At 70.2% G+C, this 21,959-nt stretch carries 18 protein-coding genes; 8 read left to right on the top strand and 10 right to left on the bottom strand.

The features are described from left to right. Nucleotides 1-17: 17 nt before the first annotated feature. The 7 genes from K2Z83_RS28855 to glp all read right to left on the bottom strand — a co-directional run bounded on the left by K2Z83_RS28855 (nt 18) and on the right by glp (nt 4,717). On the bottom strand, nt 18-149 hold the full coding sequence (locus K2Z83_RS28855; RefSeq protein ID WP_255603505.1) for a hypothetical protein: 132 nt from the start codon (nt 147-149) through the stop codon (nt 18-20). Then, nucleotides 133-336 (bottom strand): hypothetical protein, encoded by a 204-nt coding sequence (locus tag K2Z83_RS07440; protein WP_220594542.1) that lies wholly within the window; start codon nt 334-336, stop codon nt 133-135. The genes K2Z83_RS28855 and K2Z83_RS07440 overlap by 17 nt, the downstream gene beginning before the upstream one ends. An 82-nt stretch (nt 337-418) precedes the next feature. Next, on the bottom strand, nt 419-1,396 hold the full coding sequence (locus tag K2Z83_RS07435) for a MoxR family ATPase (protein ID WP_220594541.1): 978 nt from the start codon (nt 1,394-1,396) through the stop codon (nt 419-421). Between the two features lie 265 nt (nt 1,397-1,661). Further along, nucleotides 1,662-2,768, bottom strand: coding sequence for a 3-dehydroquinate synthase (gene aroB / locus K2Z83_RS07430; RefSeq protein ID WP_255603504.1), 1,107 nt, complete (start codon nt 2,766-2,768; stop codon nt 1,662-1,664). 15 nt (nt 2,769-2,783) lie between these two features. After that, complete coding sequence (locus K2Z83_RS07425; RefSeq protein WP_220594539.1) at nt 2,784-3,077, bottom strand: type II toxin-antitoxin system RelE/ParE family toxin; 294 nt, start codon at nt 3,075-3,077, stop codon at nt 2,784-2,786. Next, on the bottom strand, nt 3,074-3,313 hold the full coding sequence (locus K2Z83_RS07420; RefSeq protein ID WP_220594538.1) for a hypothetical protein: 240 nt from the start codon (nt 3,311-3,313) through the stop codon (nt 3,074-3,076). Before K2Z83_RS07420 ends, K2Z83_RS07425 begins: the two co-directional genes overlap by 4 nt. A gap of 81 nt (nt 3,314-3,394) precedes the next feature. After that, nucleotides 3,395-4,717, bottom strand: a complete 1,323-nt coding sequence (gene glp / locus K2Z83_RS07415) for a gephyrin-like molybdotransferase Glp (protein WP_255603503.1) — start codon at nt 4,715-4,717, stop codon at nt 3,395-3,397. A 364-nt stretch (nt 4,718-5,081) separates the two neighbouring features. On the opposite strand from glp, the gene K2Z83_RS07410 reads away from it, so the two are divergent. From K2Z83_RS07410 to K2Z83_RS07385, 6 genes are all read left to right on the top strand, one after another. Next, on the top strand, nt 5,082-5,780 hold the full coding sequence (locus tag K2Z83_RS07410; RefSeq protein WP_220594537.1) for an MSMEG_4193 family putative phosphomutase: 699 nt from the start codon (nt 5,082-5,084) through the stop codon (nt 5,778-5,780). A gap of 3 nt (nt 5,781-5,783) precedes the next feature. Then, complete coding sequence (locus K2Z83_RS07405; protein WP_220594536.1) at nt 5,784-6,311, top strand: DUF3090 family protein; 528 nt, start codon at nt 5,784-5,786, stop codon at nt 6,309-6,311. Between the two features lie 103 nt (nt 6,312-6,414). Next, complete coding sequence (locus K2Z83_RS07400; RefSeq protein ID WP_220594597.1) at nt 6,415-7,158, top strand: SCO1664 family protein; 744 nt, start codon at nt 6,415-6,417, stop codon at nt 7,156-7,158. A gap of 168 nt (nt 7,159-7,326) precedes the next feature. After that, on the top strand, nt 7,327-7,812 hold the full coding sequence (locus K2Z83_RS07395; protein WP_220594535.1) for a hypothetical protein: 486 nt from the start codon (nt 7,327-7,329) through the stop codon (nt 7,810-7,812). Between the two features lie 119 nt (nt 7,813-7,931). Continuing rightward, on the top strand, nt 7,932-8,627 hold the full coding sequence (locus K2Z83_RS07390; RefSeq protein WP_220594534.1) for a response regulator: 696 nt from the start codon (nt 7,932-7,934) through the stop codon (nt 8,625-8,627). After that, nucleotides 8,628-10,160 carry an ATP-binding protein gene (locus K2Z83_RS07385; protein ID WP_255603501.1) on the top strand — a complete coding sequence of 511 codons (1,533 nt, stop codon included), beginning with the start codon at nt 8,628-8,630 and terminating at the stop codon, nt 10,158-10,160. It begins immediately after the preceding gene. Between the two features lie 35 nt (nt 10,161-10,195). Here K2Z83_RS07385 and K2Z83_RS07380 read toward each other — a convergent pair whose 3' ends face one another. The 3 genes from K2Z83_RS07380 to K2Z83_RS07370 form a co-directional block, all read right to left on the bottom strand. Next, on the bottom strand, nt 10,196-10,579 hold the full coding sequence (locus K2Z83_RS07380; protein WP_220594533.1) for a VOC family protein: 384 nt from the start codon (nt 10,577-10,579) through the stop codon (nt 10,196-10,198). Between the two features lie 101 nt (nt 10,580-10,680). After that, the gene (locus K2Z83_RS07375; protein ID WP_220594532.1) at nt 10,681-11,619 is read right to left on the bottom strand and encodes a YafY family protein; all 939 of its coding nucleotides are present in this window, start codon (nt 11,617-11,619) and stop codon (nt 10,681-10,683) included. Then, on the bottom strand, nt 11,616-12,296 hold the full coding sequence (locus tag K2Z83_RS07370) for an MOSC domain-containing protein (RefSeq protein ID WP_220594531.1): 681 nt from the start codon (nt 12,294-12,296) through the stop codon (nt 11,616-11,618). The genes K2Z83_RS07375 and K2Z83_RS07370 overlap by 4 nt, the downstream gene beginning before the upstream one ends. A gap of 279 nt (nt 12,297-12,575) precedes the next feature. Here K2Z83_RS07370 and K2Z83_RS07365 point away from each other — a divergent pair, with 279 nt between their 5' ends. Continuing rightward, nucleotides 12,576-14,210 carry an acyl-CoA dehydrogenase family protein gene (locus K2Z83_RS07365; RefSeq protein ID WP_220594530.1) on the top strand — a complete coding sequence of 545 codons (1,635 nt, stop codon included), beginning with the start codon at nt 12,576-12,578 and terminating at the stop codon, nt 14,208-14,210. 74 nt (nt 14,211-14,284) lie between these two features. Continuing rightward, nucleotides 14,285-21,959 (top strand): type I polyketide synthase (locus tag K2Z83_RS07360; RefSeq protein ID WP_220594529.1); only part of this gene is annotated, 7,675 nt, incomplete at its 3' end.

Below are 21,959 nucleotides of genomic sequence, written 5' to 3'. Positions count from 1 at the left end.
GCTCAGGGCGCGCTCGATCAGCTCTTGGGGAGAGGGCATAACACTCCGAAGATGATTGCAGATTGCAGATTGTAGATTGCAGATTGGGCGTGATGCTGCGGCAATCTACAATCTACAATCTGCAATCTGCAATTAGCGTTCGGGCGCATCCTCGCGCCGGTCGTCGGCGGCCTTCTCATCATCGGCCTGGCGCTCAAGCAGGCGGTGCAGCCGCCAGATCGTCTGGGCGCGGGCGCGGTGCCATGCCGCGCTCTTCGGGCCGGTCTCGCGCAGCAGCACCACCCGGCGCAGCGACTGGGTCAGCCGCCCGCGGCGGCTCTGGTCGTCATCGGCCATCGTGACCTCAATGTAAGGGCGCAGCAGCGACCCAGGGAGGGTGACAGTCGCGCCGGAGCATCCAGCGGTCGCTGCTACGCCCCTACCGTGCGGCGGCAGACCTATCGAAGCGGCGGCCGGCGCGGGCGCCGGGGACGGCCACGCCGCTGAGCACATCCTCGATCACGGCGGCGGCGGTGACGCTGCGGATGCGCGCGGCCGGGCTGACGATCATGCGGTGGCCGAGCACGGCGCCGGCCAGATCCTTCACATCATCGGGGGCCACATAGTCACGCCCCTTGATCGCGGCCCAGGCCTGGGCGGTGCGGTAGAGGGCCAGCGAGCCGCGGGCGCTCGCCCCGAGGTAGACATCCTCGTGGTGGCGGGTGGCCGTGGTGATGCTGACGATATACTCCTCGACCAGGTCGTCCACGTAGACCTCCTTGATCGCCTGCTGGAGGCGCAGCAGGTCGTCGATCTGGGCCACTGTCTGGAGGCTGTCGAGCGGGTGGGCCTGGCGCTGGCGCTTGAGGATGGCGATCTCATCGAGGCGCGTGGGGTAGCCGAGGTGCAGCCGCAGCAGGAAGCGGTCGAGCTGGGCCTCGGGCAGCGGGAAGGTGCCCTCGTACTCGATCGGGTTCTGGGTGGCCAGCACGATGAAGGGCGCCGGCAGGGCGTAGGTCGTCCCGTCCACCGTGATCTGGCGCTCCTCCATGGCCTCAAGCATGGCGCTCTGGGTCTTGGGCGTGGCGCGGTTGATCTCGTCGGCGAGGACGATCTGGGCGAAGATCGGGCCGTGGCGGAACTCGAACTCGCGGCTCTGCTGGTTGAAGATCGAGATCCCAGTCACATCGGAGGGCAGCAGGTCGGGCGTGAACTGGATGCGCTTGAAGCTGCTGCCGATCGAGCGGGCGATGCTCTTAGCCAGCACCGTCTTGCCGGTGCCGGGCACATCCTCGAGCAGCACGTGGCCCCGGCAGAGCAGCGACACCAGCAGCAGCTCGACGGCGTTGCGCTTGCCGATGATCACCTGCTCGACGTTCGTGAAGATCCGCTCGGCAAACTCTTTGACCGTGTCCAATGTAGCGACCCCTGGGCTATTGCAGATTGCAGATTGCAGATTGCAGATTTGGTGTAGCGGTCAACATCCAATCTACGCAGTAGCGCAGAAGTAACGCTGTCACCCTGAGCGAAGCGAAGGGTCCCGGCCGGGATTCTTCGCTTCGCTCAGAATGACAGGACGCTTCACCGCGTTACTTCTGCGGTATTGCCAATCTGCAATCTGCAATCTACAATCTGCAATCGTGAGTGCAGGCAGTATACCACGGCCCCTCGGGCGCGGGAGGTTAAGCGTGTAAAGCTCTGCGCAGCAGCCCCTCGGGCACATCGTCGCGCACCCGGACGGCGCCGACGGACGCGGGCAGCACCCAGCGGATCTTCTTGGCCTGGACCTTCTTGTCGCGCATGGCCAGGGCCAGGATGGCGTCCACATCGTAGGCGGGCAGGGCCGTCTCCAGGCCGTAGGCGTGGAGCAGGGCCGCCTGGCGCCCGACCATGTCGCCGTCGCACATGTCCATAAGCTGGGCGATGCGGGCCTCGGCGTGCATGCCCACGGCCACCGCCTCGCCGTGGAGCAGGCCGTACTGCGAGAGCTGCTCGACGGCGTGGCCGACGGTGTGGCCGTAGTTGAGGGTGATCCGCTCGCCCTGCTCGAACTCGTCGATGCTGACCACCTCAACCTTGACGGCCACGGCGCGGCGGATGAGCTCGCTGAGCTGCGCGGTCAGCCCGGCGTCGCCGGCGTCCCACAGGCCGCCGGGGGCCTGGGCGGACCAGCCGCGCCCCTCGGCCAGCCGCTCCAGATCCTCAAACAGCGCGGCGTCGCGGATGACCCCGTGCTTGATCACCTCGGCCCAGCCCTCGCGCAGGGCGCGCGGCGGCAGGCTGGATAGGGTGTCGGTGTCGGCCAGCACCAGGCGCGGCTGGTGGAAGGCGCCGATCAGGTTCTTGCCGAGCGGGTGGTTGATCCCGGTCTTCCCGCCGACGGCCGCGTCGACCATGGAGAGCAGGGTGGTGGGCATCTGCACCACGGCGACGCCGCGCAGGATGGTGGCCGCCGCGAAGCCGGCCAGGTCGCCGACGACGCCGCCGCCGAGGGCCAGCACGGCGTCGCGGCGCTCGACGCCGCCGGAGATCATCCAGGTGTGCAGCTCGGCGAGCTGGGCCGGGCTCTTGCTGGCGTCGCCCGGCGGCACGCTGAACACGTGGACGGTGTGGCCGGCGGCGCGCAGGCGCGCGGCCAGGGGCGCGCCGTACCGCTCGGCCACGGCCCCGTCGCAGACAAGCCAGAGGGCGCCGCGCAGGCCGAGGGCCGGCAGGCGCTCGGGCAGGCTGGCCAGCGCGCCGGACTCGACGACGACGGGGTAGCTGGCGGCGGTGGTGGTGACTATCATATCAGAGCGCATACATTAGTCGCTGCGGCGCCCAAGGCCGAGCTGCTCATACAGATCAGGCGGCTTTGGCCCGATGTAGAGAAGATCGACAGCCTGTTCGTCGTCTAGAATCTGGTACACGAGGCGGTGGGTACGTGGCAGCCAGATACGGAAGTAGGTTGGATGGCCATCAAGCTCTTTCGCTTGGGCTGGGCGCGGTTGCTCAGCAAGCGAGCCTACCAGGCGACGCGCGACGCTGCGCAGATCGCCGGGGAGAGACTCGATCTGGCGCATAAATCTACGGTCGAAGCGCAAACGGTAGCGCATCACTCACCATCATCAAGATGTGCTGTCAGCTGATCCCATGTCGCGGCGTCAACCGTCTGCACCTCATCAGGGTGAGCCTGCCGGTGGCGCTGCGCAGACTCCACCTGCTCCCAGAGGAATGCCTCTTCGGCACGACGCGCCTTCACAAAGAGGACGAAATCGAGGACCTCCTGGGCGATAGATTCGCTCAGGTCATCAATCTCCTGACGAAGCAGATCCTGGGCTCGTTGTGAAGTCATCCTCGCCTCCTTAGCCATAGCCCAACAGCCGCCCGCCCATGATATCACGGGGGTGCCGTGGGCGGGCACATTGGCCCGCCCCTACAGCGACCCGGTGATCATGGCCTCAAGCTCGGTGCCCATGGGCAGGATCTCATCGCCGGCGGGGACGAGCAGCAGGCCGTTGGCCCCGCGCATCGAGATCAGGCGCGAGCTGCCCTGGCCGCCGGTGCTGGCCGCCCAGATCGCGCCCTCGCGCCAGCTGAGCACCACCCGCTGGTACTCGGGCCGGTCGGGCGAGGGGCGGATGGGCGCGGTGAGCCGGGCCTGGACGAGCGGGCGCGCGGGGCGGGCGTCGCCCTGGAGGGCGCGCAGGGCCGGGCGGACGAACACCTCGAACGAGACCAGCGAGGAGACCGGGTAGCCGGGCAGGCCGAAGATCAGCTTGCCGCCGGCGGTGGCGAAGGTGGTGGGCTTGCCGGGCTTGAAGCTGACCCGGCCGAAGTGGACCGTGCCGATCTCGGCCAGGATGGGCTTGATCAGGTCGCGGGTGCCCATGCTGACGCCGCCGCTGGTGAGCAGGACATCGGCCTGCTCCAGGCCGCGCAGGATGGCCGCGCGCTGGCCGTCGTAGTCGTCGCGGGCGATGCCGAGCGAGATCGCCTCGCAGCCGGCCTCGCGGGCGGCGGCCATCAGCGCGTAGCGGTTGCTGTCGCGCACGGCGCCGGGCGGGCGCGGGCCGCCCGGCTCATAGACCTCGTCGCCGGTGGCGAGCACGGCCACGCGCGGCCGGCGGAAGACCGCCACGCGGGTGACGCCGACGGTGGCCAGCAGGCCCACGTCGGCGGGGCCGAGCAGGGCGCCGCGGGCGAGCACCGGCTGGCCGCGGGTGATATCCTGGCCGACGGTGTGAACATAGTCGCCGGGCTTCAGCTCGCGCTGGATGACGAGCACCCCGTCGCGCTCCTCGGTCAGCTCGACCGGGATCATCGCGTCGGCGCCGTCGGGCATGGGCGCGCCGGTCATGATCCGGGCGGCGGCTCCGGGGCCGATCAGCAGGCCGGGCTGGGCGCCGGCGGTGAGCTCGGCTACCACGCGCCGGGGGGCCAGGCCGTCGGCGGCGCGCAGGGCGTAGCCGTCCATGGCCGACTTCGGCACATCGGGGACGTCCTCGGGGGCGCTGATGGTGGCGGCCAGGACGCGGCCCTCGGCGGCGAGGGCGTCCACATCCTCAGTGTCGAGTGCCGCGACGTGGGCCGTGATCGCGGCACTGGCCGCCTCGACCGACAGCATCGGGTAGGGGGACTCGCGGCGCATCTCGCTCATGGGCAGGCTCCGCGCTAGTGAGATTGCAGATTGCAGATTGCAGATTGCAGATTGCAGATTGCAGATTGCAGATTGCAGATTGCAGATTGGGGATGCCATCTGGCGGGATCTACGCTCGTGCGATGACGGTGATCTCTGCGCTTATACTCATGCGTACAGGCTGTGAGGGCATTCTACCATACCCGGCCCGGCGGCAGCCCCGGAGCTCAGGGCTGATGCAATGTTCTGAGCGCCCCACGGCTGGCGACGGGAAGTCGCGCCGACGAGGCGCGTTGTGCCGGGCGTCGGCCTGCGCCGACGCCGGATCCGCCCACGAAGGTGGGCGGTCGGCCGCAGACCCTGCGGGCGCGCGTTTACTCGCCCGCTGACGTTGCTCATGCCCTGAAGCCACCGTGGCGCGCTCTGAAACCCGGTACTAGTTGTGGTATCATGCAGTCGAAGATGGTTGCATAAGGAGAAGCGCGTGACGCTCTTGCTGCTGATCCGCCACGGCACAAACGACTGGGTGCACGGGCGGCTAGCCGGCTGGACCCCCGGCGTCCACCTGAACGAGGAGGGCCGGCGCCAGGCGGCGGCCCTGAGCGAGCGCCTGGGGGACCTGCCGATCGCCGCGATCTACAGCAGCCCGCTGGAGCGCTGCGTCGAGACGGCCGAGGCCGTGGCGAGGCCGCGGGGCATCGGGCTGCGCCTGGTCGAGCAGGTCGGCGAGGTGCGCTACGGCGAGTGGCAGGGCGCCGAGCTGAAGGAGCTCTACACGCACGAGCTGTGGCCGGGCGTGCAGCACTACCCGAGCGGCACGCGCTTCCCCAACGGCGAGAGCCTCGGCGAGGCCCAGATGCGGGTCGTCCAGGCCATCGACGGCCTGCGCGCCCAGCACCCGAAGCAGATCATCGCCGTGTTCTCGCACGCCGACCTGATCAAGCTGGCGCTCGCCTACTACATCGGGATGCACATCGACCTGTTCCAGCGGCTGACGATCAACCCGTGCTCGCTCAACGCCGTGGCCTTCGAGCGCATGGGGCCGCGGCTGATGGCCTTCAACGACACTGGCTCGCTTGAGCACCTGCGGCCGCGCCCCGAGGAGCCGGCTCCAGCGCAGCCAGCCGATGCCCCGGCGGCCGAGGATGTGGCGGCGGCGACCGCCGCGGAGAAATCAGAGTAGCCCATGTCGGAATTCAACATTGATCTGGAGGCCATTCAGCGGCTCACCGCCGGCGCCGTCGGCCCGCGCGGGCAGCGCGTCTTCTACGTGCAGATTCGCCGGGGCAACCGCCTGATCTCGCTGACCGCAGAGAAGGAGCAGGTGCGCGCCCTGGCCGACGCCGTCTCGCGCCTGCTCGATAGCCTGGCCGAGAAGAACCCGCGGCTCACCACCTCGGACGACATGCTCATCACCGATATGAGCCTGGAGGAGCCGATCGAGCCCGAGTTCCGCATCGGCCAGATGGGCCTCGGCTACGACGCCGAGCGCGATATGGTCATCCTGCTGGTGCAGAGCGTCGCCGATGAGGACGATGAGCCGCTGCGGGCGCGCTTCTCGGCCTCGCGCCCGCAGATGCGCGCGCTCAGCAACCACGCCGCGCAGGTGGTGGCCGCCGGCCGACCGATCTGCGGCAACTGCGGCCGCCCGATCGACCCCAGCGGGCACTTCTGCCCCCAGCGCAACGGCCACGGGCCGAGCTACAGCGCCTGACCGATTGCAGATTGTAGATTGCAGATTGCAGATTGGGCAGGGCCGCGAAGTCGCAATCTGCAATCTGCAATCTGCAATCTGCAATAGCGTGAGAGGCATAGCTATGGACGACTCTCAGCCCCGCCAGATCGAGACCGCCCGCGTCCTTGAGGTCCTCGCCCGCGGCGAGATGTCCGTCGAGGCAGCGATGCCCTACAGCAGCAACTACACGCTGCTCAGCACGGTGGCCTACGAGGACGTGCGCCTGATCGGCATCTACAAGCCCAGGCGCGGCGAGCGCCCGCTGTGGGACTTCCCGCGCGGCACGCTCTACCGGCGCGAGGTGGCCGCCTACCTGATCAGCGAGGCGCTCGGCTTCGACCTGGTGCCGCCCACGGTGCTGCGCGACGGCCCCTACGGCGTGGGCATGGTCCAGCTCTTCATCGAGAACGATGATGAGTCGCACCTCTTCACCATGCTCAAGGACGGCGGCTACGAGGATGTGATCCGCCGGCTCTGCGCCTTCGACGCGCTGATCAACAACGCCGACCGCAAGGGCGGCCACGCGCTCAAGGCGCTCGACGGCCGGCTCTGGGCGATCGACCACGGGATCTGCTTCCACGTCGAGCCGAAGCTGCGCACGGTGCTCTGGGACTTCGTCGGCGAGCCGCTGCCCGCCGATGTGCAGCGGGCGCTCTGCGGCCTGCGCGACCGCCTCGACGCCAATGACTCGCTGGCCCAGACGCTGGCCGACCTGCTGGAGAAGGCCGAGATGCGCGCCCTGCGCCGCCGCCTCAACGGTCTGATCTCCGACGGCTGCTTCCCCCCGCCCGGCCCCGGCCCCAATGTGCCATGGCCGCCGGTGTAGGTAATGTTGAATGTTGAATGTTGAATGTTGAATGTCCGGCATTCAACATTCAACATTCAACATTCAACATTCAGATATCTCTCCCCAGGCTCTTCATAGTCTCTTCACAGAGTTTCGGTATCCTGGTGACACTGACATGGATATCCGAGACACTATGAGGAGATAGCGATGCAACGCAACTGGAACTGGCAGGGCTGGGTGGCGATCGCGCTGGCCGGGCTGGCGCTGATGGTGGCGGTCGGCGGGCGCTCGCCGTGGGGCAGCCAGCAGCAGATGCCGATGTGGGCGGGGCAGCAGCCGATGCGGGCGATGCCGCAGGCGCCGAATGCGCAGCAGGCGCCCAACGCCCCCGGCGGGCGCAGCTTCGGCCGCGGCCAGGACGGCCAGGGCTTTATGCCCGGCCAGCGCGACCCGCGCTCGATGATGGGACAGCGTGGCCAGGGCGACTTCCGCTCCGGCCCGATGGGCATGATGGATCGCCACAGCCGCCCCGGCTTCTTCGGCTTCTTCGGGATGATCTTCGGCCTGGCCAAGCTCATCGGCCTCGGCCTGCTGGCCTGGCTGCTGCTGCGCATGTTCAACCAGCGCCGCAGCGCCCCTCCGGCCGCCCCCGTCCAGACCACCCCCGCCGGCCACGACCCGCGCGTGGAGTAGCGCCGCTGCGCGGCGCTCCAGAACCTATCATATGCGGCGGCAATGGCCAGCGAAGCTGGCCATTGCCGCCGCATATGATAGGCATAGTGATGGCGAATGCGCTGGAGGGGAGGTGCGGCATGACCCGGACAATCCTGGTGGTCGATGACGAGCCCGGCATCGTGCAGATCGCCCGCGACTACCTCGACCGGGCCGGGTTCCGCGTGATCACCGCCGGGGACGGCGACACGGCCATCCGCATGGCCCGCGCCGAGCGCCCCAGCCTGATGGTGCTCGACCTGATGCTCCCCGGCGCCGACGGCCTCGACGTCACCCGCGCCCTGCGCCAGGACCCGGCCACCCGCAAGCTGCCGATCATCATGCTCACCGCCCGCGTCGAGGAGGCCGACCGGCTGGTCGGCCTGGAGCTCGGCGCCGACGACTATATCACCAAGCCCTTTAGCCCGCGCGAGCTGGTGGCCCGCGTGCGCGCCGTGCTCCGCCGCAGCGAGGGCGACGCCGCGCCCGGCGGGGCCATCCACATCGGCGGGCTGAGCGTCGACCTGGAGCGGCGCAGCGTGCGCCGCGACGGCGAGCCGATCGAGCTGACCGCCACCGAGTTCGACCTGCTGGCCGTCCTCGCCCGCGAGCCCGGCCGCCCCTTCACCCGCGCCCAGCTGCTCGACCTGGTCTATGACGCGAGCTACGCCGGCTACGACCGCACCGTGGACGCCCACATCAAGAACCTGCGCCGCAAGATCGAGCCCGACACCCACGCCCCCCAGTACATCATCACCGTCTACGGCGTCGGCTATAAGTTCGCCGAACCCACATAATTGCAGATTGTAGATTGTAGATTGCAGATTGACCTGCAATCTGCAATCTACAATCTGCAAGCTGCAATCGTCATGCGCCCACGTATCTTCAGCCTGATGCTGGCCTCCTTCGCCCTGGTGATCGTCCTGGGCGTCGGCGGCATGCTCGGCTTCTTCGGGCTGGCGGTGGCGAGCTTCGATCGCCGCTCGGGCGGCTGGGGTATGATGTCGCAGGTGAGCGTCCGCGACGAGGTGCGCCAGCTCGAGTCCTTCTACGGGCGGCGCGGATCGTGGGACGGGGTCGAGGAGCGGTTCTCGAAGATCGAGCGCGGGCTGGACCTGCCGGCCGGGCAGGCGGTGAGCCTGGTGGACGAGCGCGGGCGGGTGCTGGCCAGCACGCAGGCCGACGCCCCCGCAGGGTCAGCCACCGTCCCCGGCCCCCTGGCCCCGCCGGCGCCGCCGCAGTCCTACGGCGACTACGGCAGCTTCACGCAGACCATGCCGATCAGCAGCGATGGGCGGGTGGTGGGCGCGCTGCTGATCTCCTACGACGGCGGGCGGGCCGCCTCGTCGGGGGCGATGTTCGACGGCAAGCGGGTGGTGCAGGGCATCGCCAGCGCGGGCCTGGCCCTGGCCGCGATCCTGCTGGCCCTGGCGGCCTTCTTCTCGCGTCAGATCAGCCGGCCCATGGGCCAGCTCACCCGCGCCGCCCAGTCCCTCGCCGCCGGCGATATGACGGCGCGGGTGAGCCCCTCGGCGCTGCGCGAGGTGGGCGAGCTGGCCGTGGCCTTCAACCGTATGGCTGAGACGCTGGTGGAGGCCGACCAGCAGCGCCGCCAGCTGACGGCCGACGTGGCCCACGAGCTGCGCACGCCGCTCTCGATCATCAAGGGCCGCCTGGAGGGCATCCAGGACGGGGTCTACGCGCCGGACGGCCCGCAGATCGACGGGCTGCTCGGCGAGGTGGCCCTGCTGGAGCGCCTGATCGAAGACCTGCGCCTGCTGGCCCTGGCCGAGGCCGGCCAGCTCCCGCTCTACCCCGAGCCGGTCGAGCCGGCTCAGCTCGCCCGCGACGCCGGACGCTCCTTCGCCCAGCAGGCCGCCGGGCGCGGGGTGGCGCTGCTGGTGGAGGCCGACGACGACCTGCCCGAGATCACGGTGGACCCGCAGCGGATCGCCCAGGTGCTCGGCAACCTGCTCGGCAACGCCCTGCGCCACACGCCCGCCGGGGGCAGCGTCACGCTTTCGGTCGAGATTGCAGATTGCAGATTGCAGATTGCAGATTCGGGTGGACAATCTGCAATCTACAATCTGCAATCTGCAATCGTGTTCCGGGTGAGCGACACCGGCGGCGGGATCGCCGCCGAGGACCTGCCGCATATCTTCGACCGCTTCTACCGGGCCGACCGGGCGCGCACGCGCAGCAGCGGCGGGGCCGGGCTGGGGCTGGCGATCGCCAGGCGCATGGTCGAGGCCCACGGCGGCGCGATCCGCGCCGAGAGCGCGCCCGGTGTCGGGACGACCGTGTCGTTCACGATCCCGGTGGGGCCGTAGGGGCGGGCCAACGTGTCCGCCCCACGTCGTCGTCATCACATCGGCGGCTGGTGCAGGCCGACCCGGTTGCCCTCGGTGTCGCGGAAGATCGCGACCATGCCCTGGGGGCCGATCGGGGTGGGCGGCGCGAGCACCTGGCCGCCGGCGGCCTCGACCCGGGCCACAATCGCCTCGATCTGGTCGCCTGCGTTCAGGTAGAGCACTGGCCCGGCGTGGCCGGGGTTCGCGTCGCCCCCCGCCACCACCGCCCCGGCGATGATCGCCCCGGCCACGCCGCCCTCGTCGGCGGGGAGGAAGCCGTGGGGCACCCCCTGGAACTCGCCTGCGTGGACGGGCGCGCCAAGCACGGCGCTGTAGAAGGCCACGGCGCGGTCGAAGTTCGTCGCCGGGATCTCAAACCAGTTGATCGCGTTGCGCATCGGGCTGTCTCCTTCATATGCTGCTGACTCTGTCGGACACCACCAGCATAGACGGGCGCAGTGACAGCCCTATGTCAGTAGTGTTGAGTGTTGAGTTTCGCTCAACACTCAACACTCAGCATCGCCCTGGCCTCGGCGCGCACCATCTCGCGCAGCTCGGGCGGCTCTAGGACCGTGGCCCGCGCGCCCCAGGAGAGCAGCCAGGGCATGATCTCGTCGAGCCGGCGCAGCCGCAGCGTCGCCAGCAGGCCCTCGGGCTCGTCGCGCAGCTCCTCGATGTAGAAGCTGGGCGCCTCGCGCACCCAGGGGGCGGCCTCGGGCGTGAAGCGCACTCGGGCCACGATCGGGCGCCGCTCGCTGGGCTGGCTGAGCGCGTAGCCCGGCGGGCGTGTGAAGCGCTCGGCGATCAGCTCAAGCTCAGCGATGCGGTCGAGCCGGAAGTTGCGGATGTCGCCGCGCAGGTGGCAGTGCGCCACCAGGTACCAGGCCCCGCCGATCCGCACCAGGCCGTAGGGGTCGGCCAGGCGGCTGCTGACCTCGCCCGGGCCGTCGGCGCCGAAGCGGGCGCGGTAGCGCAGGCGCACGCGCTGGCCGCGCACCACGGCCATGCGTAGCTGGCGCAGCATCTCGGCGGCGTGCGGGGCGACCCCGGCCGACTCGATCAGCTCCAGGCTGGCGCGCAGGGCCAGCACCTCGCCCCGGCGCTCCTCGGGCAGCGCCCCGGCGATCTTGCGCGCCGCCGACTCGGCCGCCAGGCGGTACTCGGCGTCGAAGCTCTGCGCGGCCACCCCCGCGCCCAGGATCAGCATCAGGGCCTCGTCGGCGCTGAAGCGCAGCGGCGGCAGGAAGTAGCCCGCGGGCAGCGAGTAGCCCCGCCCGGGCTCGGCCACCACCGGCACGCCCGCCTCGCAGAGCGCCTGCACGTCGCGGTAGATCGTGCGCCTGCTCACCTCGAAGGTGCCGGCCAGGTCCTCGGCCCGCCGCGCGCCGTGGGCCTGTAGCTCCAGCACGATCGCGAGCAGCCTGTCGGTGCGGTTCATTGGTGGCTCGTCAGAAACTCCCGCCAGGGAGCGGACAGGTCCGGCAGGGCCAGGACGCGCGCCGCCAGGGCCGGGTCGCGCGGCGGGAAGCCGTAGATCTGCACCATGTCGGCGATCGTCACGTCGGAGGCGCCGCGCAGCAGGTGGCGGATCTCGTCGCCGGCCCGCAGCTCGCCCTCGCGCTCGATCGCCGCGTAGAAGCCGGTGCGCCGGCTCTGCAGGAAGCGCTTGGTCATGTCGGGCCGCCCGAAGCGCAGCCCCAGCTTGTAGCACGGCATGCGCGCCTCCGTCACCCGCAGCAGCGCCGTGCCCACCTCAAGCAGGTCGCCCACGGCGATGCTCTCGTCCAGCCCCTCGACCGTCAGGTTCTCGCCGAACGCGCCCCAGCCGAGCTCGACGCCCGGCAGCTCCGCGCGCCAGTAGGCGTAGTGCTCGCTGGGGTAGAGGTAGACCGCCTTGTGCCGCCCGCCGTGGACCGTCAGGTCGGCCTGCTCGTCGCCGGCCAGGTTCTGCCCGCGCACCACCACCGCCCCCGCCACCGGCGCCTTAAAGATCGCCGTACTCACCGTGCGGCCCTGCCACTCCAGCGTCTGCGGGCGGCCGACGTTCACCGAGATCACGCGCATTGTGCTTGCTCCTGGGATGATCATGCTCTGGGGCAGGAGTGGACGCAGCACGCTGCGTCCCTACGGCCGAACCGAAGGTGCCTGCGGCGCCGGATCGCGGATCGGTGGCCGCCGCATAGGGAAGGTACGGCCCGGGGCTAGAATTGTTACGCCGCGTACACAGAACATTGTTATCGCAGACAACTTACTTGTGATGCCTTTCCTAAATATAATTAGCTTGTTTCCTTTGTACCGTGCCAGGTAATGTTATGATAGTCTTACTTCATACCCCAACCAAAACATACTAGCATGGCTCTGAGGACTTGTTACGCGCAGCGCAGGAGGGTGCCCATGACGACGCTGGATACGGACACGCTGGAGATGGTCCTGGCGACACTACGTGAGTACGCCGCGAAGCAGTTGAGCCCCGAGTATCTTCGAGATCTGGACGCCCGAGATGAGTTCCCGATGGACGTGCTGCGCGAGCTGTACGACCCCGACAAGATCGGGCTGCATCTGATCTTCATCCCCGAGGAGTACGGCGGACTCGGCGGCGGCGCCTACGATATCTACCGCGTCTCGGAGCTGATGGCCCGCATCGACCTCGGCATCGCCACTGGCGTGCTGGCCACCTTCCTGGGCACCGACCCGATCACGGTCGGCGGCACCGAGGAGCAGAAGACCCACTGGATGGGCCGCATCGCCGATGAGGGCCTGCTGGTGGCCTACGGCGCCACCGAGCCCCAGGCCGGCAGCGACCTGGGCACCCTGACGACCAAGGCCGAGCCGGTGATCGAGGACGGGCAGGTTGTCGGCTACAAGATCAGCGGGCGCAAGCAGTGGATCAGCAATGGTGGCGTGGCTGAGATCTACACGATCCTGGCCAGCGCGCCCGGCGGCCTCTCCTGGTTCGTCGTCGAGAAGGACGCGCCCGGCTTCGTCAAGGGCAAGCACGAGGACAAGCATGGCATCCGGGCCTCGAACACGTCGGCCCTCTTCCTCGATGATGTCTACGTCACCGCCGACCGCCTGGTCGGCGGTGTTGAGGGTCGCGGCCTGGCCCAGGCCCAGGCCGTGTTCGGCTACACCCGCCTGATGGTGGCCGCCTTCGGCCTCGGCGGCGGGTGGGCCGCGCTTGAGCGGGCCATCCGCTACAGCCAGACCCGCGTGCAGGGCGGCGGGCTGCTCTCGACCAAGCAGGCCTACACCCACAAGCTGCTGGTGCCGAACGCGGTGCGCCTGGAGGCGGCCCGTGCCTACATCGAGTGGACGGCGGCGCGCATCGACGCCGGCGAGCCCGACCTACAGACCGAGGGGGCGATCGCCAAGTACCTGGCCACCGAGAGCGGCAACAAGGCCGCCGAGGACTCGATCCAGGCCCACGGCGGCTACGGCTACACCAAGGAGTACATGGTCGAGAAGATCAAGCGCGACGTGCGGATCACCTGCATCTACGAGGGCACCTCGGAGATTATGGAGTGGACGATCGCCCGCGACCGCTGGCAGCTGCACCTGAAGACGCGCGGCGCCTACTATCTCGACTGGGCCAAGCGCCTCGACGCGCTGGCCGCCTCCAGCCCGGCCGGCGGCGCGGCCACGGCCGCCCTGGCCATGCGCGCGCTGGCCACGCTGCTTGAGCGCTCTCGGCTCGACCGGCTCACCCGCAACCAGCACGTCCTCTTTCGCCTCGGCGAGCTGATCGCCTACGCGGAGACGGCCGCGATCTTCGCCGAGCACGCCGCCACGCCTTCCTCGGCGATGCCGTTTACCGCCGAGACGCGCCTGGCGATGGCCCGCATCCACGCGCGCACCGCGGCGCTCAAGATCGCTAGCGACGGCCTCGGCTGGGCGATCGGCGCCGGGCAGACTGACCCGAACTTGGCGAGCTCGCTGGGCCTGCCGGCGATCTACGCCGCCCAGGCCGGCCAGATTGAAGATATGAACCGCGTCGCCGCCGACCTTGTGGCGGCCTTCCCGGCTGAGTAAATATAACTTTTACCTATTGCGGGATTGCCGTTTCGCGGCAATCCCGCAATAGGTAAATATTGGAGTCGATCAATATGGATCAGGTCGCTAAGCGTGCCGTCGCCATCGTTGGCCTCGGCGCGATCCTCCCCGATGCGCTGGGCGCCCGCGCATTCTGGGAGAATATCCTCGGCAAGCGCTACAGCATCAGCGAGACGCCGCCTGATCGCTGGAACATCGCCGACTACTACGACCCCGACCACGCCGCCCCCGATAAGACCTACTCGAAGATCGGCGGCTGGGTGCGCGACTTCCAGTTCGACTGGCAGCGCTTCCGCATACCGCCGAAGGTCGCCAATGTGATGGACCCGAGCCAGCACTGGGCAGTTACGGCTGCCGCCGAGGCGCTGGCCGACTATGGCTACCCCGACCGGCCGCTCAACACCGAGAACACCGGCGTGATCCTCGGCACGGCCATGGGCGGCGAGCTGCACTTCATGACCAACCAGCGGGTGGTCTTCCCCGACTACATTAACTGGCTGCGGGCCACGCCGATCTTCCGCACGCTGCCCCCCGCCGCCCAGGCCGAGCTGATCGCCCAGTTCCACCGCCAGATGGACGGGGCGCTCCCGCCGATCACTGAGGACTCGATGCCCGGCGAGCTGGCGAACATTGTGGCCGGGCGGGTGGCGAACGTGCTCAACCTGCGCGGGCCGAACTTTATCGCCGACGCCGCCTGCGCCTCCACCTTCGCCGCGATCGACGCCGCCGTGGAGCTGCTCACCGATGATCGGGTGGACGCCGTGCTCACCGGCGGGATCGACCGCAACATGGGGCCGTCCACCTTCGTGAAGTTCTGCAAGATCGGCGCGCTCAGCGCCACCGGCACCCGGCCCTTCGGCGAGGGCGCCGACGGCTTTGTGATGGGCGAGGGCGGCGCGGTCTTCCTGCTCAAGCGGCTGGCCGACGCCGAGCGCGACGGCGATAAGATCTACGCGGTCATCCGCGGCCTGGGCGCATCGTCCGACGGCAAGGGCAAGGGCATCACCGCGCCCAACCCGGTCGGCCAGATCTTCGCGGTCGAGCGGGCCTGGCGCAACGCCGGGCTCGACCCGGCCACCTGCACGCTGGTCGAGGCCCACGGCACCAGCACCCGCGTCGGCGATGTCACCGAGCTTGAGAGCCTGGCCAAGGTCTTCGGGGTCGCCGAGCGCGGCAGCATCGGCCTCGGCTCGGCCAAGAGCAACATCGGCCACCTGAAGGCTGGGGCCGGCGCGGCGGGCATGCTCAAGGCGATCTACGCGATGCACGAGAAGGTGCTGCCGCCGACCCTGAACTGCGAGCGGCCCAACCCAAACGCCGACTTCACCAGCAGCCCGTTCCGGCTGCTCCACGAGGCCGAGCCCTGGGAGCGCCGGGGCATGATCCCGCGCCGGGCCGGGGTGAGCGCCTACGGCTTCGGCGGCACGAACTTCCACCTGGTGCTGGAGGAGCATGTGCCGGGGATGATCCGGACTGAGCCGGTGCGCTTCGCGGGAGTTGATGTTCAGGGGGCAGGGGACAGGGGACAGGGGACAGGAGGCGGGAGGCAGGAGGCGGGAGGCGGGAGGCAGGATGCCCCAACCCCCAACTCCCAGCCCCCAGCCCCCATCCGAGGCATCCTCGCCCTCGGCGCATCTACCGCCGCCGAGCTGGGCGCGAAGATCAGCGCGGCGATGGCGCAGGCCGAGGGCGGCTGGTCGCCCCCGCTGGCCCTGCCCGACCCGGCCGAGCTGCGGGCCGCCGAGCGCCTGCTGGTAGACTTCGCCGACCCGGCCGACCTGCGCGATAAGCTGGCGAAGGCGGCGAAGGCGGCGGCGATGGCCAGCTCGGCCGCATGGAAGGCCCTCCAGGGCCAGGGCGTCTACCGGGGCAGCGGGAGCGCGCCCGGCAAGGTGGCCATGCTCTTCCCCGGCCAGGGCAGCCAGTACCTGAACATGGGCCGCGAGCTGGCCAAGGTCTCGCCGGTGGTGGCCGCCGTCTTCGCCGAGGCCGACGCGGTGATGACGCCCATCCTCGGCCGCCCGCTCACCAGCTACCTGTTTGTGGAGAGCGACGACCCGGCGGTGCTCAAGCAGGCCGAGCGCGAGCTGATGCAGACGGCGATCACCCAGCCGGCCATGCTCACCCTCGACACCGCCATGATGAAGCTGCTGGCCACCTACGGTGTCCGCCCGGACATGGTCATGGGCCACTCGCTGGGCGAGTACGCGGCCCTGGTGGCCGCCGGGATCATGCCCTTCGCCGAGGCGCTGGAGGCCGCCGCCGCGCGCGGCGCCGAGATGACCCGCGTCAGCATGGCCGACAACGGCTGGATGGCGGCCGTGATGGCCCCGCTCGATGTGGTGCAGGCGACGCTGGGCGAGATCGACGGCTATGTGGTGGCGGCGAACATCAACAGCTACGGCCAGGCGGTGATCGGCGGCGAGAGCAAGGCCGTCGAGCTGGCGATCGCCAGCTTCGTGGCCAAGGGCTTCCAGGCCCAGCGCATCCCGGTCAGCCACGCCTTCCACACCCGCATCGTCGCCCCGGCCGCCGGCCCGCTGCGCAAGGTGCTCGACCGCCTGCACATCGCCGAGCCGCAGCTCCCGCTGGTGGCCAACGTCACCGGCGAGCTCTACCCGACCACGGTTGACGCGATCAAGGACATCCTGGAGCGCCAGATCGCCTCGCCGGTGCAGTGGGTGAAGGGCCTGGAGACGCTCTACGACCAGGGGTGCCGGGTCTTCATCGAGTGCGGCCCCAAGCGCGCGCTCAAGGGCTTCGTGGACGATGTGCTCGGCCGCAAGGCCGACATGGTCTCGCTCTTCACCAACCACCCGAAGAACGGCGAGATCGTCAGCTTCAACCAGGCCCTCTGCGGGATCTACGCCGCAGGGCTGGGGGGAGTCGGGGGTTGGGAGCTGGGGTCTGGGGGGCGGGAGTTGGAGCGCTCCCAAGCTGACACTCGCCCGCTGAGCATGGCGGCGCAGGTACCAACAACCGTTGTTTATGCGCAGGCGGCACCGCTGGCGACCGCTGAGGAACGATTTATGAGCCCATCGAACGGACATAACCCAAGCAGCGTCTCGCTGGAGTCCCTGGGTGCCCTGCTGGCCCAGGCACTTCAGAGCGCCCCCCAACCCCCAACTCCCAACCCCCAACCCCTCCCATACGACCGCGACACCCCGCCGCTCGGCTCAGTGGTGATCTCGGGCACCGGCCTGGGCCTGCCCGGCGCCGACAAGGCCGTGATGGACCCCGATAACGCCCTGCGCATCCTGCGCGGCGAGCAGTTCATCGACCTCATCCCCGAGCGCTTCCGCAACCTGATGCTGCGCAAGCATATCACCCGCGTGGTGAAGGGCGAGGGCGGCGGCGGCCAGTTCGTGACGATCGATGAGCCCTCTGAGGTCATCCGGCTGGCCGGTCGGCCCGGCTCCTTCGACCTGCACGCCGAGTACGGCGTGCCGGCGAGCCTGATCGAGGCGCTCGACCGCACCACCCAGCTGGCCATGGCCGCCGGGCTGGACGCCCTGCGCGAGGCCGGGATCCCCCTGGTGCAGACCTACCGGCTGACCAGCAAGGGCACCCACCTGCCCGACCGCTGGATGCTCCCCGAGTCGCTGCGCGATGAGACCGGCGTGATCTTCGCCTCGGCCTTCCCCGGTCTCGACCGCATGGCCGACGACCTGGAGCGCTACTACACCTTCGAGAGTCGCCAGGCCCAGCTCAAGCAGCTCGATGAGCTGCGCGACCTGGTGAGCGACCCGGGCGCCCTGGCCGAGATCGGTCGGCGCAGCGCGGCCCTGCGCGAGGAGCTGGCCCGTGAGCCCTACAGCTTCGACCGCCGATTCATCTTCCGCGTGCTGGCCATGGGCCACAGCCAGTTTGCCGAGTACATCGGCGCGCGCGGCCCAAACACCTCGGTCAACGTGGCCTGCGCCAGCACCACCCAGGCCATCGGCCTGGCCGAGGACTGGATCAGGGGCGGGCGCTGCCGGCGCGTCCTGGTCGTCGGCAGCGATGACGCGACCGGCGACCACCTCATGGAGTGGATCGGGGCCGGCTTCCTGGCAACCGGCGCGGCCGCCACCGACGACGCGGTCGCCGATGCGGCCCTGCCCTTCGACAAGCGCCGCCACGGCACGCTGCTCGGCATGGGCGCCTGCGCCCTGGTGGTCGAGAGCGAGGACGCCGTGCGCGAGCGCGGCATGCGCGGCATCGTCGAGCTGCTGGCCAGCGAGACCGGCAACAGCGCCTTCCACGGCACCCGGCTCGATGTCAGCCACATCGCCCAGGTGATGGACCGGCTGATCAGCACCGCCGAGCGCCGCTTCGGCATCGACCGCTTCGGCATGGCCCAGCAGACCGTCTTCATGTCCCACGAGACCTTCACCCCCGCGCGCGGCGGCAGCGCCTCGGCCGAGGTGGCCGCCCTGCGCAGGAGCTTCGGCCCGGCCGCCGGCGAGATCATCGTCGCCAACACCAAGGGCTTCACCGGCCACCCCATGGGCGTCGGGATCGAGGACGTGATCGCGGTGAAGATCCTGGAGCACGGGATCGTCCCGCCGGTGCCCAACTACCGCGAGGTGGACCCCGAGCTCGGCCAGCTCAACCTGAGCCGGGGCGGGCGCTACCACGTCCAGTATGCCATCCACCTGGCGGCCGGCTTCGGCTCGCAGCTCGCCCTGACCCTGCTGCGCCACATCCCCGGCGGGCTCGACCGGGTCGACTCGCAGGCGCGCTACCGCTTCTGGCTCGACCAGGTCAGCGGCTACGACCACAGCGAGACCGAGGTCGTCCAGCGGGTGCTGCGGGTGGCGACCTCAGCCAAGGGCGCCCCATCACGCACGCCCGCCCCGAGCCCCTGGCGCTACGGCACCGGGCCGATGGTGCGCGCCGCTGCGCGGGGGGGCTTGGCGGCGGGAGGCGGGGCGCAGGCGGCAGGCGGCGGGACGCAGGCGGCAGTGTTTGTGCCCGCCCCGGCGGCTCCGGCGCCCGTCGCGCCCGCGCCCGTCGCGCCTGCGCCCGTCGCGCCTGCGCCCGTCGCGCCCGCGCCCGTCGCGCCCGCGCCCGTCGCGCCCGCGCCCGTCGCCCCCGTCGCCACTGCCCCGGTAGCCCTGGCGGCGGCACCAACCCCCATCTCCCAGCCCCCAACCCCCGTCGAGGCGCAGGTGCTGGCGATCATCGCCGAGAAGACCGGCTACCCCTCGGATATGCTCGACCTCGACCTGGATCTGGAGGCGGACCTGGGGGTGGACACGGTCAAGCAGGCCGAGACCTTCCAGTCGGTGCGGGAGGCGTTTGACATCCCCCGCCCCGACGACATGGCGCTGCGCGACTACCCCACCCTGCGGCACGTGATCGAGTTCGTGTACGCGGCGCGGCCGGAGCTGAAGGCGGCAGGCGGCGGGACGCAGGCGGCAGGCGGCGGGACGCAGGCGGCAGGCGGCGGGACGCAGGCGGCCGAACCCCTGCCGCCTGCCACCGGCATCCTGCATCCTGTCAGCGAGGCCGACCGCGCGCCGCGCCGGGTGCCCACCCCGGTGCTGCGCCCGTCGCTCGACATGTGTAAGCCGACCGGCGTGGCCCTGGGTGAGGGCGACCGGGTGGTGGTGATGATGGATCGCGGCGGCGTCGGCAAGGCCCTGGTGGGCCGGCTCCAGAAGCGCGGCGTGGTCGCCCTGACGATTGACGAGCCGCCGACGGCCGAGGGGCTGGGCGAGCTGCTGTCCGGCTGGCTGGCCGAGGGGCCGGTGCAGGGCGTCTACTGGCTGCCCGCCCTGGATGTGGAGCCCGAGCTGGCCGATATGGACCTGGCCGGCTTCCGCGAGGCCGCCCGCGTGCGGGTGAAGAGCCTCTACCTGACCCTGCGCGCGCTCTATGAGAGCTTCGCCGGCCCGCAGCAGTTCCTCGTCTCGGCCACGCGCCTGGGCGGCCTGCACGGCTACGGCGAGGATGGCGCCAGCGCGCCGCTCGGCGGCGGCGTCACCGGCATCACCAAGGCGTTTAAGCGCGAGCGGATGGAGATCACGGTCAAGGCGGTGGACTTTGAGCTGGGCCGGAAGACCGCCGAGCCGGCCGAGGCCCTGATCGCCGAGACCCTGTCCGACCCCGGCGTGATCGAGGTGGGCTACCGCGACGGCCTGCGCTTCAGCGTGAGCTTCAGCGAGCTGCCGGCGGCCGACGGCCGGCCCGGCATGGCCCTCGGCCCGGAGAGCGTCTTCGTCGTCACCGGCGCCGCCGGCGGGATCACCAGCGCGATCGTGGCCGACCTGGCCGCGGCCAGCGGCGGCATCTTCTACCTGCTCGACCTGACGCCCACGCCCGACCAGGCTGACCCGAAGATCGCCCAGTTCCGCCGCGACCGCGACTCGCTCAAGCAGACCTTGATCGATGAGCTGAAGGCGGCCGGCGAGCGCCCGACGCCGGTGCAGATCGACCGGCAGCTGGCCCAGATCGAGCGCAGCGACGCGGCGCTGCGCGCTATCGAGTCCGTGCAGTCCGCCGGCGGCACCGCCCACTACCGCAGCCTGAACCTGCTCGACGGCCCGGCGGTGGCCGCCGTGGTGCAGGAGGTGGCCCAGGCCCACGGCAAGATCGACGTGCTGCTCCACGCCGGCGGCATCGAGATCAGCAAGACCATGCCCTCGAAGGAGCCGCGCGAGTTCGATATGGTCTTCGACATCAAGGCCGACAGCTTCTTCGGGATGCTGCGCGCCGCCAAGGACATCCCGATCGGCGCGACGGTCTGCTTCAGCTCGGTGGCCGGGCGCTTCGGCAACAGCGGCCAGCCCGACTACAGCGCGGCGAACGACCTGCTCTGCAAGATCACCAGCTCGCTGCGCCGCACCCGCCCGGAGACGCGCGGCATTGTGATCGACTGGACGGCCTGGGGCGGCATCGGCATGGCCACCCGCGGCTCCATCCCCAAGATCATGGCCGCCGCCGGGATCGATATGCTCCCGCCCGAGGTGGGCATCCCCACCATCCGCCGCGAGCTGACCGCCGGCGGCACCCGCGGCGAGATCCTGGTGGGCATGCAGCTCGGCATCCTCACCGCCGAGCTCGACCCGCAGGGAGGCCTCGACCCCGAGCGGGCCAGGGCCGCGCTCGCCGCGCGACAGCCGACCCTGGCCATGGTCGGCGCGCTCACCTCGGCCTGCCTCTACGGCGGGGTCGAGGCCGAGACCAGCGAGGACCCGACGGCCCAGCCGTTCCTCGACCACCACCGCATCGACGGCACGGCGGTGCTGCCGGGGGTGATGGGCTCCGAGGCCTTCGCCGAGCTTGCCAGCCTGCTGGCCCCCGGCTACCATGTGGCCAGGATCGATAACGAGCGCTTCTCCAGCCCCTTCAAGTTCTACCGCGACCAGCCGCGCACCCTCTACCTGCGGGCCGTGATCCGGCCGCAGGCGGGCGGCGAGCTGGTCGCCCACACCGAGCTGCGCTCGGTGCTCAAGCCGCCGACGCCCGGCCTGCCCGAGCAGGTCACGCTGCACTTCAGCGCCGACGTGTACCTGAACCGCGCGCCGCTCGGCCCGCCGGAGCCGGCCCCGCTCTGGCCGGCGGGTGAGGAGGCCCGCACCATTGGGGCCGCCGATATCTACCGGGTCTACTTCCACGGCCCGGCCTATCAGGTGCTCGACCGGGTGATGATCGACGGTGGCCGCGCCATCGGGGTGATGTCCAACAACCGCCCGCCGGCGATCAGCCCGCCCGACGCCGCAGCCATCATCGACCCGCTGC

This window comes from Oscillochloris sp. ZM17-4, from assembly GCF_019599295.1.
Taxonomy (GTDB): Bacteria; Chloroflexota; Chloroflexia; order Chloroflexales; family Chloroflexaceae; genus Oscillochloris.
This window is presented reverse-complemented; position numbering and strand designations above follow the sequence as displayed.

Bases quoted from the DNA above. Each gene is read 5' to 3' on its own strand.
- K2Z83_RS28855 (WP_255603505.1), bottom strand. From the start codon at position 149: ATGCGCCCGAACGCTAATTGCAGATTGCAGATTGTAGATTGTAGATTG.
- K2Z83_RS07440 (WP_220594542.1), bottom strand. From the start codon at position 336: ATGGCCGATGACGACCAGAGCCGCCGCGGGCGGCTGACCCAGTCGCTG.
- aroB (WP_255603504.1), bottom strand. From the start codon at position 2,768: ATGATAGTCACCACCACCGCCGCCAGCTACCCCGTCGTCGTCGAGTCC.
- K2Z83_RS07420 (WP_220594538.1), bottom strand. From the start codon at position 3,313: ATGACTTCACAACGAGCCCAGGATCTGCTTCGTCAGGAGATTGATGAC.
- glp (WP_255603503.1), bottom strand. From the start codon at position 4,717: ATGGCATCCCCAATCTGCAATCTGCAATCTGCAATCTGCAATCTGCAA.
- K2Z83_RS07405 (WP_220594536.1), top strand. From the start codon at position 5,784: ATGTCGGAATTCAACATTGATCTGGAGGCCATTCAGCGGCTCACCGCC.
- K2Z83_RS07400 (WP_220594597.1), top strand. From the start codon at position 6,415: ATGGACGACTCTCAGCCCCGCCAGATCGAGACCGCCCGCGTCCTTGAG.
- K2Z83_RS07395 (WP_220594535.1), top strand. From the start codon at position 7,327: ATGCAACGCAACTGGAACTGGCAGGGCTGGGTGGCGATCGCGCTGGCC.
- K2Z83_RS07390 (WP_220594534.1), top strand. From the start codon at position 7,932: ATGACCCGGACAATCCTGGTGGTCGATGACGAGCCCGGCATCGTGCAG.
- K2Z83_RS07380 (WP_220594533.1), bottom strand. From the start codon at position 10,579: ATGCGCAACGCGATCAACTGGTTTGAGATCCCGGCGACGAACTTCGAC.
- K2Z83_RS07375 (WP_220594532.1), bottom strand. From the start codon at position 11,619: ATGAACCGCACCGACAGGCTGCTCGCGATCGTGCTGGAGCTACAGGCC.
- K2Z83_RS07365 (WP_220594530.1), top strand. From the start codon at position 12,576: ATGACGACGCTGGATACGGACACGCTGGAGATGGTCCTGGCGACACTA.